This window comes from Sciscionella marina DSM 45152, from assembly GCF_000379465.1.
Lineage (GTDB): Bacteria > Actinomycetota > Actinomycetes > Mycobacteriales > Pseudonocardiaceae > Sciscionella > Sciscionella marina.
Genome location: NZ_KB905413.1, coordinates 1 through 12,947, shown reverse-complemented (window position 1 = coordinate 12,947; position 12,947 = coordinate 1). Strand labels below are relative to the sequence as shown.

Here is a 12,947-nt window from a genome sequence, read left to right as displayed (position 1 = left end):
CCAACGACACTCTCCGGCCCTACGCGCGTGACCTGTCCGACTCGCTGCGCACGGTGGTCCGGCAGAACCGACCGGTTGGCCGCACTGCTCGACGTCCTCAGCCTGGATGCCGTGACCGCACCCGACCGAATGCCACCCGAACGCGCGCAGGCGATCCTGCACAGGCACCTCGACACACTCCTCACGGTTCGCACGGTGTGCAACGCGAACGACTCTGTCACCGATCGTATGGAGACGAGCCGCAGTACCGCATGTACGCCAAGGAACTGTGTGTACTTGGCAGGTAAGCCTTGCGGATGCACCGCTCTCTTCATGCGGGACATGATCCAGATCCACAAGATCCGTGACAGCGTCGAATTCCTTACCTGCGTTGATGCTCCAGTGACTGTGCTGCTGATGCGCGAGTGGCCGAGACGTTCTTGGACGACTTTGCGGTCGACTCCGGCGACGAACACGAGGGAGTCCCGTGGGGTGGGCCGTGCAGACAGGGCAGCGAGAGCTTCGCGTGGAACCATCGCACGACGCGAGCCGCATCGGCTTGCCCGGGCAGTAAACCGACGTACCCCTGGAACAAGGCGAGGGTTTGGTTGATCGTCGGGGGAGCGACCGGTGATGAGGGTGCCACGGAGCACACGCCGGTGACGGGATTGAGGAGTCCGATGAGGCCCGCGGTGCCCGCTGCGAGGTCGCGGAACCCGGCAAACCAGCCGCTACCGCTGTCGCGCTGCCCGCTGCTCAGTACCGAGCCGGGGTTCTCGCTGTACGGCGGACGGCTCGGGCGGCGAGCACGATCAGCGCCACCGCCAGGAGCGCGAAAACCGTGTTACCGGCGAGATCGACTAGCTGGGCACGCGGGTCCGGGAGGCCGCCGACGGGTTGGTGGAGGAACGCGATCCAGGTGTAGGTCAGAAGTGCGCCGGCAGCCAGGCCGAGCCGGTGTGCGGCGCCCCAGTCGCGGTAGCGGGACCAGCGCCCGATCAGGATGGCTAGCGCGGCGGCCACGACGCACCAGGCGGCCACGCTCACCCATTGGGACAGGCGGCCGGGCCAGAACATCACCAGGTAGAGCAGCAGGCTGGTCAGTATCAGGGTGAGCGCGCCGACCAGCCATGGGCTCGGTGCCGTCCGGTCGATCGGGTGCGGCCGGTAGGGGACAGCGAAGCCCAGCACGACCAGCGCGACGATCACCACCAGGGCACCGGCGTACTGGCCAGGGGTGGCATGGAACTGTCCCGTTCTCTGGCTTTCGCTGTACGCGGCGGCCACGCCGAGGGCGAACAGGACGCCGGTGACCGTCAGCCCGATACGGCCCAGCCAGGGCGCCGTGCGACGCGTCGGCACGAACGTCTCGACCAGGGCGATCGGCACGCTGATGCTCCAGATGGTGTGCAGGGAGAGCACGGCCTGCACCACCGAGAGGTTCGTGCCGAGTGCCGGGAGGTATGCGTCGCCGGCGAGTGTGTGCTGCCTTCCGCCGTATGAGGGGTTCCACAGCAGTTGGTCGACCGGGCCCTCTTCGAGCAGCGCGTACGCCGCGGCGAGCAGCACGATCGCGGGCCAGCCGCGGCCGGTGCGTCGTACCGTTTCGCGGATCAGCAGCGCGCCCGCCCCGTAGAGCAGCGCGAAGATCGGCAGCACGCCGAGCTTGTCGATCGGCAGGTTGCCGAGCAGGAACTCGCCCACCAGCGGGGCGAGCAGAAACAGCCCGGCCGCGGGCGCGAGTCGACGTAGTCGCTGACGCATGCCCGGACGCTAATAATCCCGACCGATCCAGCGCAACCGACCACGACACCGACCGAAGCAGCGGGCGCTCCGTATTCCTTTATCGCAGCGGTCCTTTGTGCCGGGCGAGGTGCTGTTTCGATCGCGGTAGCCGAGGTGCTCGGCACTGATGGCGAGATCGTGGCTGGTGATTGGCTCCGAGACGTCGCTGGGCTCGATGCTCTCGGGCTGCCGCGGTTGCGCGGGCGCGTGCTGGAAGCTGCGGCGCTGGGCAGGCCCGACGGTGCGTGCGGAGTGGTGCTCGCGGGGTTCGTCCCGCACATCCTGGCAGCGGTCGAGCGAGGAAGCCGGTTGAGAACGTGCCGGATGCGGCGGCGGTGTCGATCCGCTGGACTCGGTGTCGAGACGAGGAGGCTTCCGAAGGTCGGCACGGACACGGTTTCGTCGAGGGAGAAGCCGGATCATTCGTTGGTCTTCGTTCACGATCGGCATGTTCGAAACATCGTCCGCCCATCGGCGGCATGGCGTTCGCTTGCCCGAGGCCGATCGCGGCCATGTGCGTCGGCGGCCTTCGGGCCAGGGCTCTGCCATACGGCAACCGGCGGCCTGTACTCACCGATACTTTGATTGACCGTCCAGTTCTGATACCCCTGTCGCCGTGATCATCTTTGCGCTTTATTCCCGATGGTCTTGACAGGCGGCCGAGCTATCTTTGTACACTTGCTCAAGTTATGACGGCTTGAGTCGTGAGAGGATTGCAATGACGCGACCTCTGGGTCCGACGCGTGCACGGGATCTCGGCATAGTCATCGGCAGTGGCTCGCCGGGCCCCGCTAATGCGATCACTGACGTCTCCGGGGTCCGGGTGGGGCATTGCACGCTCGTCGGGGGGACGGGCGTGCTGGTCAGGGGTCGGGGGCCGGTGCGCACGGGCGTCACGGTCGTCCTGCCACACGACAAGGGGATCTGGAGTCGCCCGGTGTTCGCGGGGTGTCACCGGCTCAATGGCAACGGTGAGCTCACCGGGCTGGAGTGGGTGCGGGAGAGTGGGATGCTGACCTCGCCTGTCGGTCTGACCAATTCCCATAGCGTCGGGGTGGTGCGCGATGCGCTGGTGCGGGCCGAGGTCGCGGCACGCGATCCCGGTGAACTGTTCTGGGGTCTGCCGGTGGTGGGGGAGACTTGGGATGGTGTCCTGAACGACATCAACGGCTTCCACGTGTGCCCCGAACACGTGGGGCACGCCCTGAGTGCTGCCGTGGGCGGTGCGGTCGCCGAGGGCAACGTCGGTGCGGGCACCGGGACGATTTGCCATGGTTTCAAGGGCGGCATTGGCACGGCCTCTCGCGAAATCGAGACAAGCGGGGACAGCCGGTACACGCTTGGGGTGTTGGTCCAGGCCAATCAGGGCCGCCGCGACAGGCTGTCGGTCGATGGGGTTCCGGTCGGGTGCCATCTCGGTCCGGCGGAGGTCCCGATTCCGGTGCCGCCGGAAACGACCGTGCCCGTCGAGGGCGGCGGCTCGATCATCGTGGTCGTGGCCACCGATGCTCCGTTGCTCCCGCATCAGTGCACCCGTCTCGCGCAGCGGGCGTCGTTCGGGATCGCTCGCACCGGAGGGGTGGGCGAGCATTTCAGCGGCGAGCTCGTGCTCGCCTTCGCCACCGGTAACAGGCTGCGTAAGAGCGAGTACGGCGCCGATACTCCCGGGCCCCGGCCGGTGGCGATGCTCGCCGACGGGAGTATCGACCCGCTGTTCGCCGCCGCAGTGGAGGCCACCGAGGAGTCGATCCTCAATGCGCTGGTGGCTGCCCGTTCTGTGACCGGTCGTGACGGTGTCCGCGCCTATGCGCTGCCGCACGAGGGTCTCGTCGCGGTGCTCGAGGCGCACGGCCGATACACCCGTTCCTTCTGCTCTGCGCTGCCCGAGGAAACGTCGTGACAGCCCCGGTTCCTCCATCCGGAAGCACTGGCGTCGGTCGTCGAGCCGTGTTGCGTGCGCTGCTCACCGGAGGGGCCGGTATCGCGGTTCCCGGGGTGCTGTCGGGGTGCGCGAGGCGCGCCGAGGTCGGTGGCGGTATCGGGCCCGCCACCGCAGTACCGGGCGGCACGGTCATCTGGGGTAAGAGTGCTGAAGCCATCGCGCTCGATCCGCCGAAGTCGAACCTGGGTTCCTCGTGGGACCTGATCCAGGTGATCTACGACCCGCTGGTCGAGCTCGACGACAACCTGAACGTAGTGCCGGCGCTGGCGCAGAGCTGGCAGACTCCCTCGCCGACCGAGTACGTCTTCTCGCTGCGTCCCGATGCCGTGTTCTCCCACGGCCGCCCGCTGACCGCCGATGATGTGGTCGAGACCTTCCGGCGACATCTCGATCCGGAGAACCCGACATCGTTCGCCAGTTTCATCGGCGGCCCGAGCACCACGGTCAGCAAGCTCGACGACCGGACGGTGCGGTTCAGGCTTGCCGCGCCCAGCCGCACGTTCCTGTCCGCGCTCAGCGCTGCGTCTGCGGTGATCCTGCCGATGAAGGAGATCGACGCCGGCGGGCTCGACCCGACTACCGAGATGCTCGGCACGGGACCGTTCCTGGTGCAAAGCCACGAGCAGGATCAACGCTGGGTCCTGGTCCGCAATCCGCACGCCTGGCGTTCGCCGGCCGCGGACCGCCTTGTCATCCCGATCATGCCGGACGTGAACTCGCGGATCGCCGCCCTTGGCAACGGCAGCATCGACATCGCCGATTTCGACCAGCCCGACGCGCCCCTGCTGCTGTCGAGCATCCCGAACCTCGCCGTGCGGGTGCAGCAATGCACCGACTTCTTCGTCCTGACCCTGAACGCCTGCGGCGCTACCCCCTTCGCCGATCCCCGGGTCCGGCAGGCCATCGCTTGTGGCATCGACCGCGAGAAGATCCGGCGCGTCGCCCTTGCGGACGCCGGCGAGGTCACCGGTGTGGTGTCGGCAGCCTTTCCGGGGGCGATACCGTCTTCGCTGCGTCGTGATCCCGATCGGGCCAGGTCGCTGCTGGCCGAAGCCGGTCACCCCAACCTGCGATTCGAGATCATCTACGGTGCCACCGCTGGCGACACCGTCGGTGGCGCCATCACCCAGATCATCCAGCAGAGCCTCGCCGAGATCGGCGTGACCGTGGTGGCCACCCAGCTCGAAGAAGGCGTGCTCAACCAGCGGGCCTGGGTGTCTGTGCCGGCACAGATGGACGCCACCGTCACGTACTACGCCGCGTTCGGGGGTCCGCTGATGGCGATGCGCAACTGGAGCCCGCAGCTGGCCCCGTTCGCGGTGGGATTCCAGCAGAAGGATCCACACCTGACCGAGCTCATCACGCAGGCCTGGCAGGCCGAGGGCGGCGTGGTGACCGAGGCCGCCCGGCGGGCGGCGGAAGCCATCGAGCAGCAGGCGAACACCATTCCGCTGGTCACCAAGCCGGTAGTCGTCGCCTACCGATCGGACCGCGTCACGGCCAAGATCAGCGGTCTGGACGGCAACGTGGACCCGATGCGCCACGTCGAGGCGCTGTCCCGGACCCACGTCGGAGGAAGGTGACGGGGTGGGGCTACTCGGGTTCGTCCTCCGGCAGGCCGTCGTCGCGCTGCTGACACTGCTCGGGGTGGCCCTCGTCGTGTTCATCGCCATGCGACTGGTGCCGGGCAACTACGTCGACGTGCTGGTGGGGCCGCAGGCGACACCAGCCGAACGGGCCGCGGCGGTGACCAAGTACGGCCTCGACCAGCCGGTGTTCCTACAGTTCACGAACTGGTTCGGCGGGTTGTTCACCGGCGATCTCGGCACGTCCCTGCGCAGCGGCAACCGGTGGCCGGCGAGATCTTCGGCCGGGCGCGGGTCACCATCGAGCTCGCCGTCCTCGGCGGCCTGTTCACCGTGGTGCCCGGTGTCGCGCTGGGGCTGCTGGGCGGAGTCAGCGCCCGCCGGCGGGGTTCGGCCACCGCCACCCGCCTGGTCAACGTCCTGTTCCTGAGCCTGCCGGAGATCCTGCTCGGCGGCCTGCTCGTCTTCGTCATCACCACCTACGTGGTGCCGTTCACCGTGGGAGTGTGGCCGAGCCTGGTCGACGACCCCGCCGGTAACCTCGCCGCCGCGGTGCCGCCCGCGCTCGTGCTCTCCACCTTCGGGATCGGGGTGGTGATGGCGACCACCCGCAGGGCCGTCGGCACGGTGCTCGACGAGCCTTACGTGCGCGCCACCGAGATTCGCGGCCTCCCGGTGCTCACCACCTACCGGCACCACCTGTGGCGCAACATCGCCGCGCCCGTTCTCACCGTGTTCGGCATCTACCTGGCCTACCTGCTCGGCGGCGCAGCGATCGTGGAGAACCTGTTCGCGCTCAACGGGCTCGGCAGCTACCTGATCAACGCCGCGGACCAGCGCGACTATCCGGCCGTGCAGGGCGTGGTGCTGGCGGCGGCCGCGGCCTTCGTGGTGATCAACATGCTCATCGACGTGCTCTACGGCGTCATCGATCCGCGAGTGGGACGCAGGGGGGCCGCATGACGGACTCATCGACGACGGGGGCACCGGCTGCGGCCCGTCCCGCCCGGTCGGCGCCCCGGAGCTTGCGCATCCCGTTCCGCGGGGACCCGCTCGGGTGGCTCGGGCTGCTATTGCTGGTGCTGCTGGTAGGGGTGGGGATTCTGCATCCACTGCTGCCGCTTGGCGATCCGCTCGCCTCGGTCGGGCCGCGCGTCGCGGGCCCCTCGGCGAGGTTCCTGCTGGGCACCGACGAGTTGGGCCGCTCGCTGCTGCCTCGGGTCGCGTCGGCGATCGGTGTCACGATCGTGCTGTCGGCGATCGCGGTGCTCGTGGCCACCGTCGTCGGGGTCGCGATCGGGTGCTGCGCCGCCTACGCGTCGCGGCGGGTCGACCAGCTGATCACCCGCGTCACCGATGTGCTGTTCAGCTTCCCGACGATCCTTATCGCGGTGCTGGTGTCGGTCGTGCTCGGCCCGGGCCGACCGGCGGCGATCGTGGCGATCGTGGCCGTGACACTGCCGACGATGATCCGGGTGGCCCGGGCCGAGGCGCTGCGGATCGTCGAACTCGACTTCGTCACTTCGGCCGAGGTCGCCGGTGCCAGGCTGGGCTGGATCGTTCGTCGGCACCTGTTGCCGAACATGCGTGAGGCGGTGATCGTGCAGTGCACCTATTCGATCTCGCTGGGGATGCTGGTCGAGGGCGGGATCAGTTTCCTCGGGCTCGGGGTGCAGGCACCCGACACCTCCCTCGGTGCGCTGGTCGGGGCCGGGCGGCTCTACCTCACCGTGGCACCGTCCTATCTGCTCATTCCGGGCTTCGTGCTCGGGCTGGCTGTCCTTGCTTTCAATCTGGTCGGCGACTCGCTACGAGCCCAGAGGCGGGAGCAATGAAGGAACAGACCCAGACGATCCTGGAGGCACGCGGGCTGGTCGTGGAGTACCGGACCCGGCGCGAGCGAGTGCGTGCTCTCGACGACGCCTCGATCTCGGTGGCGCCCGCCGAAGTGCTCGGCATCGTCGGCGAGAGCGGTTCGGGCAAGAGCACGCTCGGAGCGGCCCTGGCCGGCGCGTTGCCGCGGGAGGCCCGGATCGAGTCCGGTGAGGCGCACATCGAGGACCACTCGGTCCTGCACACCGGGGAGCGTGAACTGCGGGCACTGCGCCGTGCACGGCTCGGATTCGTGTTCCAGGACCCCATCGGCACACTCGACCCGACCGCCCGCGTGGAACGACAGCTGCGCTGGGCACTCGCCGCCGAGCACGAAGGGCGGGCGTCCACTGCGGAGATCCATGCGCTGCTGGAACAGGTGCGACTGCCCGATCCCACGACCGCCGCACGGGCTTATCCCCACCAGCTCTCCGGCGGGATGGCCCAGCGCGTCTCGATCGCGATCGCCCTGGCCAACCGGCCGGCAGCGGTGATCGCCGATGAACCCACCGCCTCGCTCGACGCGTCGATCCAGGCCGAGATTCTCGAGCTCCTCGTGGACCAGGCTCGCCACCACAGCACGGCAGTGGTGCTGATGAGCCACGATCTGCCCGCCGTGCGCCGCTTCTGCGACCGGGTCGCCGTCATGTACGGCGGCCGGGTCGTGGAGCAGGGACCGCCCGCCGTGCTGTTCGCAAACCCTGCCCACCCCTATACGCGGGAGTTGCTCGCCTCCGCGCTCGGTCATGAGCAACCCGGCCAGCGGGTCGAACCGATCCCGGGACAGCCGCCCGTGCTGCGCTCGGCCACCCAGGGATGTGGCTTCGCGCCCCGCTGCCGGTCCGTGCTTGCCGAATGCCTCACGGTGCGGCCCGAGCTGCACCACGTCGGAGAGGCACAGACGCTGTGTCATCTGCCGGTCGTCGCGTCCGCTCACCAGGAGGAAACCAGCCGTGGCTGAACCGCCGCTCGTCGAACTCGACGACGTCTCCTTCGCCTATTCCCAGGGATCGGCCTGGGCCCGGGTACGCACGCCGGTACTCGAGAGCTTCTCGCTGCAGATCGCACCGGGGGAGATGATCGGGCTGGTCGGCGAGTCCGGATCCGGGAAGAGCACAGTCGGGAAACTGTGCCTCGGGCTGATGCGGCCCGAATCAGGCCAGGTCCGTTTCACCGGCACGCCGATGCGCCGACAGCGACCCGGAACGCTCAGCGTCGTGTTGCAGCATCCACAGACCTCACTCAACCCGCGGCTGACCGTGGAGCGTTCGGTGGCCGAACCGCTGGCCCTCGCTCGTGCCGACCGGACCGGTCGGCGCGAGCGCGTACTGCAGATCCTCGAACAGGTCGGGCTGGACCCGTCGTTCGCGCAGCGATACCCCGCCCAACTTTCCGGCGGCCAACGCCAACGGGTGAGCATCGCGCGAGCCCTGGTCACCGAGCCACGGTTCGTCCTGTTCGACGAGGCCGTGAGCGCTCTGGACGTGTCGGTGCAGGCACAGATCATCAACCTGATCCGTTCGTTGCAGGACGTGCACCGGTTCGGCGCGATCTTCATCTCGCACGATCTTCGCGCCACCCGTTACGTCGCCGACCGCATCATCGTGCTGCAGGCAGGGGCGATCGTCGACGAGGGATCCGCCCATCGATTCTACGAGCCCGCGAAGCATGAATACACGCGCAAGCTCCAGCTGGCAAGCGACATCTGAGGAGACTTCATGATCGACGGGATCCGGATCGGCCACTGGACCGACCGGGACGCGGCCACCGGGCTCACCGTGTTCCTCCTGCCGCAGGCTTCGATCGCGGCAGCCGCTGTCCGTGGCCAGAACACCGGCACCCTCAACACCCCGGTCTTCGAGCCGGGCGGCGCGGCCGACCACGCCGACGCGATCGTGCTGACCGGAGGAAGCTCCTACGGCCTGACCGCTGCCGCGCATCTCACGCAACTGCTGGGCGGCCCGGTCCCGCAGCCCAAGCCCGTGCCGTCCGTGCTCGCGGCGGTGATCTACGACCTGCCGCTCGGGCGGGTCGACTGGCCCACCCCGGCGGCCACCGAGCACGCGGTGCGCACGGCGGTCCCGGCAGGCACCGAGGACGTGGGCACCGTCGGCGCGGGAACCGGCGCCACCGCCGGTTCCCTCGACGGCCCGGCAGCGGCGATGAAGGGCGGCTTCGGCCGCGCCGGCCGCACCACCGCCCAGGGCGCCACGGTGGCCGCGTGGGCCGTCGCCAATCCCATGGGAGACGTCATAGGACAGGACGGGAGAGTGCTCGCCGGGCTGCTCCGCGGAGGACGACACGTGCGGGTCGTCGACGCACTGGCCGACGATGCACAGCCGACGCTCGACTGGGGCCAGGCCACAACCCTCGTCGTGGTCGCCACCGACGCCCACCTGGACAAGCGCGCCACCTGGCGACTGGCACACGCCGGACACGGGGGCATCGCGCAGGCGGTGTCGCCCTCAGCCACCGGGCTCGACGGCGACACCGCTTTCGCTGTCTCCACCGCAACCGTGCCGGTCTCGAACGTGAGCGCACTGGAGGCGGTGGCCGCCACCGTCACAGCCGAGGCCGTCCGCGACGCGGTACGCAACGCCACCACCTTGCACGACGTGCCTGCGCTTCGTGACATCCCCGCCGACGACGTGCCTACCGACACTGTGTGAGATGCCTGTGCAGACCGACGACCCGATGCGGCACCTTGTCCGGATCTTCCGCGCCCAGCGGGTGATCACCATGGCCGGCCCGGACGCCACCGCGTTCGCCACCTGCGGAGAACAGGTCGTAGCGGTCGGCAGCGGTGCAGAGATGCGCACCCGCTTTCCCCGAGCCGAAGTCATCGACCTGGATCACGTCGTCGTCCCCGGCTTCCACGACGCGCACGCACACCCGTCCTGGGGCGCCAAGTCGAAGCTCCACGTCGACCTTTCGCCCGAACGCGTGGGTAACCGCGCCGCCCTCACCACCGCACTGTCCGAGGCCGCCGCCCGGACACCACCGCGACGGTGGATACGCGCGGAACGCTACGACCACATGCGCACCACCGGCGGGCAGAGCATCGACCGCGCGTTTCTGGACGGAATCTCGCGCGAGCACCCCATCCTCGTCGTGCACATCGCCGGGCACTGGGCCGTCACCAACTCGGCCGGCCTCACCGCGGGCGGCCTCGACGACGACACCGAGCCACCTGCCGGCGGCGACCTCGGCCGCGACGGCGCGGGCCGGCTCAACGGACTGCTCTACGAGCGGTCGCTGTCCGCCTACACCTCCCCCACGGCAGGCAGGCCGGCACCAATCCTGCCGGAGCCCGCCCCGGAGGAATTCCTCCAGGGGCTGGATCAGTTCGCCGGTGAGCTACACGCCGCGGGAGTCACCTCGATCTGCGACGCGCTGGTGAGCCCGCAGGTGTTGCGGCACTACCAGGAGGCCGAGCGTCGCGGGCGATTGTCGCTGCGGGTCGCAACACTGATCAGGCACCCGTTTCTCGACGGGCTCGCCGATGTGGGCATCATGTCCGGGTTCGGAGGTGACCGGGTACGAGTCGTCGGCGTCAAAGCATTCGTCGATGGCGCCGTCGCCGGCCGCACCTGCCTGCTGGACCGGCCTTTCCACGACAGTGCGGGCCACGACGACCACGGCATCCAGGTGGCCGACGTCGCCATGCTCACCGACCTCGCCATCCGAGCACAGCGCGCCGGAATCCGGCTCGGAGTACACGCCAACGGCGACCGCGCGATCTCACTCCTGCTCGATGCCCTCGAGGCGGCCGATCGGGCAACACCCGAGAGAACGCGGCTGCGGCACCGGATCGAGCACTGCTCGATCGTCACCCCCGAAATCCTCGCGCGGATGCGAGCCCTGGACCTGATCGCGGTCCCGTTCGGCAGCTACGTCTGGTACCACGGCGACGCGCTGCTCGAGTGGTACGGCGCCGCCCGGCTGGAGCGAATGTTCGCCCACCGCAGCTTCCTCGACTCCGGAATCACCGTGGCCGGGTCAAGCGACTATCCCTGTGGCCCCGTCGAGCCACTGCTGGCGGTGCAGAGCTGCGTCACCCGCACGTCGGCGAACGGGGACCTCCTCGGACCGTCACAGCGCATCTCGGTGCGAGAAGCCTTGGCGCTCTACACGGTCGGATCGGCGAGCGCCACCGGCGAAGAAGCAACGAAGGGACGCCTCGCCCCCGGCTACCTTGCCGACTTCGTCGTGCTCGGCGCCGATCCCGAGACCAGCGCCCCCGACGAGATCGGGCGAATCCCGGTCGTGTCCACCTGGGTCGGTGCCGAGCAGGTCACTTCGCGAACCGCCTGATGGTAGGACACTGTCTGCGGCAGGTGATACTTCCCTGATGGCACGCCGTAAAAACCAACAGGCTCGGCGGGACGAGTTCATGGCCGCCGCACGCGCGGTGATCGTCCGCGAAGGACTGGCGGCCGTCACCGTGCGCAACATCGCCGCGGAGGCAGGCCTGTCGTCCGGACTCGTCAACTACTACTTCCCGGAAGTCGACGAACTCTTTCAGATCGTGTACGGCGACGCTGTCGACCGGTTCGCGACACAACGCCGCAGAACTGTCGAGGCGATCGAGGATCCCCGCGAACGGCTCGTCGCGATGATCCGTTCCGGGCTACCGGTGGGCCCGGACGACGAGCTGTGTGTCCTGCTCTACGAGTTCGCGCCGCTGGTGCGCCGCAACCCGGTGGTGCACGTACTGCGCCGCTCGCTGTACGACCGGCAAGTCGCGATCTACCAGTCGATACTCGACGTCGGCCAGGGGCTCGGGGTCTTCACCCTGTCCGAGTCGTCCTCGGCAGTAGCCCACAACATGGTCGCTTTGGAAGACGCGTTCGGCCACCATGTCGTCGGACAGCTGTCAGTCGGCGCCCACGAAGCAGAGACGCACCTACTCGGCTACGCGAACCTGGCGACCGGTTGTCGGCTCACTGGCCAAGCCAGCCATCCTGGTGCTTCGGAGGAAACTGGCGGCTGAGGATCACCCCTCGCGCCGTCAGGCCGGTCGGTCGGCAAACGCTGCCCACTACCCGTAGAACCGGTGGTAGGCATCGCTCGGGCCCAGGCGAACCGCCCGCCACCCGTCCGGCCGGCGCGCGAGTGGAGGGGGTATCACTGGTCGGCCCGAACGGGCTGTTACGGCCGGTCACGAAGATGGTGTCGGAGTCGGCGCTGAACACCGAGCTGGATGAGCCCCTCGGGTACGAGAAAGGTGAGGCTGCCGGGAAGTTCGGGTGGAACGAGCAGAGCGGATCGTCGTCGAAGACGGTGGGTACCGATGGGGGCGATGTCCGGATCGATGTGCCTCGGGGCCGGGAGGGGACGTTTCGCCACCGGAGAGATTCAGGCGCACCTGGCGGAGATCTATGGGGCGCAGGTCTCGCGGGAGACGATCTCCAAGATCACCGACCTTGATGATGAGACGCGTTCTCGTCCCGGGTCGTCGCTCGATTACTGACTGACGCCCTGCTGGGTTGTCCTTATCTTGGTGCGCCGAGGGCCTGTAACAGGTTCGGTGTTTTCGGCGTTGGTGGTTAGTACTTCTCGGCGGCCGGCCAGCGGTCACCGAACGTGTTCGCGAACGCGTTCAATGCGGGTTTCCNCCGCATGGTCCACCGAGCCTGTCCCTTGCCCGTCGGATCGAGCGACCTCGTGACCAGATACAGACACTTTAACGCAGCCTGCTCCGTGGGGAAGTGACCTCGTGCCCGCACGGCCTTACGGTACCGCGCGTTCAGCGACTCAATCGCATTTGTGGAGCACAACAC

Annotated in this window: 13 protein-coding genes and 2 pseudogenes; 13 read left to right on the top strand and 2 right to left on the bottom strand. The window is 68.5% G+C overall.

Annotation, left to right across the window (positions count from 1 at the left end; genetic code table 11):
* The first annotated feature begins 27 nt into the window (after positions 1-27).
* Positions 28-591, top strand: a complete 564-nt coding sequence (locus A37U_RS54025; protein ID WP_338055095.1) for a TetR family transcriptional regulator C-terminal domain-containing protein — start codon at positions 28-30, stop codon at positions 589-591.
* A gap of 144 nt (positions 592-735) precedes the next feature.
* Here A37U_RS54025 and A37U_RS46030 read toward each other — a convergent pair whose 3' ends face one another.
* On the bottom strand, positions 736-1,743 hold the full coding sequence (locus tag A37U_RS46030; protein ID WP_020500307.1) for a hypothetical protein: 1,008 nt from the start codon (positions 1,741-1,743) through the stop codon (positions 736-738).
* Positions 1,744-2,461: 718 nt separating this feature from the next.
* Here A37U_RS46030 and A37U_RS0129660 point away from each other — a divergent pair.
* The 12 genes and pseudogenes from A37U_RS0129660 (at position 2,462) to A37U_RS54020 (ending at position 12,637) form a co-directional block, all read left to right on the top strand.
* Positions 2,462-3,664 (top strand): DmpA family aminopeptidase, encoded by a 1,203-nt coding sequence (locus A37U_RS0129660; protein ID WP_240437712.1) that lies wholly within the window; start codon positions 2,462-2,464, stop codon positions 3,662-3,664.
* A gap of 47 nt (positions 3,665-3,711) precedes the next feature.
* Positions 3,712-5,289, top strand: a complete 1,578-nt coding sequence (locus A37U_RS0129655) for an ABC transporter substrate-binding protein (protein ID WP_020500305.1) — start codon at positions 3,712-3,714, stop codon at positions 5,287-5,289.
* 4 nt (positions 5,290-5,293) lie between these two features.
* Positions 5,294-5,515 (top strand): annotated as a pseudogene (locus tag A37U_RS55120) (ABC transporter permease); the annotation flags it as partial.
* Positions 5,516-5,556: 41 nt separating this feature from the next.
* Complete coding sequence (locus A37U_RS46025; RefSeq protein WP_020500304.1) at positions 5,557-6,255, top strand: ABC transporter permease; 699 nt, start codon at positions 5,557-5,559, stop codon at positions 6,253-6,255.
* Positions 6,252-7,127: an ABC transporter permease gene (locus A37U_RS46020; protein WP_083933993.1), complete on the top strand. Its 876-nt coding sequence runs from the start codon at positions 6,252-6,254 to the stop codon at positions 7,125-7,127. Before A37U_RS46025 ends, A37U_RS46020 begins: the two co-directional genes overlap by 4 nt.
* On the top strand, positions 7,124-8,125 hold the full coding sequence (locus A37U_RS0129640) for an ABC transporter ATP-binding protein (protein ID WP_020500302.1): 1,002 nt from the start codon (positions 7,124-7,126) through the stop codon (positions 8,123-8,125). The genes A37U_RS46020 and A37U_RS0129640 overlap by 4 nt, the downstream gene beginning before the upstream one ends.
* Positions 8,118-8,873, top strand: coding sequence for an ABC transporter ATP-binding protein (locus tag A37U_RS0129635; RefSeq protein ID WP_020500301.1), 756 nt, complete (start codon positions 8,118-8,120; stop codon positions 8,871-8,873). Before A37U_RS0129640 ends, A37U_RS0129635 begins: the two co-directional genes overlap by 8 nt.
* A gap of 9 nt (positions 8,874-8,882) precedes the next feature.
* The gene (locus A37U_RS46015; RefSeq protein WP_020500300.1) at positions 8,883-9,833 is read left to right on the top strand and encodes a P1 family peptidase; all 951 of its coding nucleotides are present in this window, start codon (positions 8,883-8,885) and stop codon (positions 9,831-9,833) included.
* 1 nt (position 9,834) lies between these two features.
* Complete coding sequence (locus A37U_RS0129625) at positions 9,835-11,478, top strand: amidohydrolase (protein WP_020500299.1); 1,644 nt, start codon at positions 9,835-9,837, stop codon at positions 11,476-11,478.
* Between the two features lie 37 nt (positions 11,479-11,515).
* Positions 11,516-12,157: a TetR/AcrR family transcriptional regulator gene (locus A37U_RS46010; RefSeq protein ID WP_063712849.1), complete on the top strand. Its 642-nt coding sequence runs from the start codon at positions 11,516-11,518 to the stop codon at positions 12,155-12,157.
* Between the two features lie 176 nt (positions 12,158-12,333).
* A pseudogene (locus tag A37U_RS55115) lies at positions 12,334-12,450 on the top strand (hypothetical protein); the annotation flags it as partial.
* Between the two features lie 7 nt (positions 12,451-12,457).
* Positions 12,458-12,637, top strand: a complete 180-nt coding sequence (locus A37U_RS54020) for a helix-turn-helix domain-containing protein (protein WP_020500297.1) — start codon at positions 12,458-12,460, stop codon at positions 12,635-12,637.
* A 76-nt stretch (positions 12,638-12,713) separates the two neighbouring features.
* Here A37U_RS54020 and A37U_RS46000 read toward each other — a convergent pair.
* On the bottom strand, positions 12,714-12,947 hold a 234-nt coding region (locus A37U_RS46000; RefSeq protein WP_020500296.1), incomplete at its 5' end, for a transposase.

Coding starts and splice junctions, on each gene's coding strand:
- A37U_RS46030 (WP_020500307.1), bottom strand. CDS start 1,743: ATGCGTCAGCGACTACGTCGACTCGCGCCCGCGGCCGGGCTGTTTCTG.
- A37U_RS46020 (WP_083933993.1), top strand. CDS start 6,252: ATGACGGACTCATCGACGACGGGGGCACCGGCTGCGGCCCGTCCCGCC.
- A37U_RS0129640 (WP_020500302.1), top strand. CDS start 7,124: ATGAAGGAACAGACCCAGACGATCCTGGAGGCACGCGGGCTGGTCGTG.
- A37U_RS46015 (WP_020500300.1), top strand. CDS start 8,883: ATGATCGACGGGATCCGGATCGGCCACTGGACCGACCGGGACGCGGCC.
- A37U_RS0129625 (WP_020500299.1), top strand. CDS start 9,835: ATGCCTGTGCAGACCGACGACCCGATGCGGCACCTTGTCCGGATCTTC.
- A37U_RS46010 (WP_063712849.1), top strand. CDS start 11,516: ATGGCACGCCGTAAAAACCAACAGGCTCGGCGGGACGAGTTCATGGCC.
- A37U_RS54020 (WP_020500297.1), top strand. CDS start 12,458: ATGGGGGCGATGTCCGGATCGATGTGCCTCGGGGCCGGGAGGGGACGT.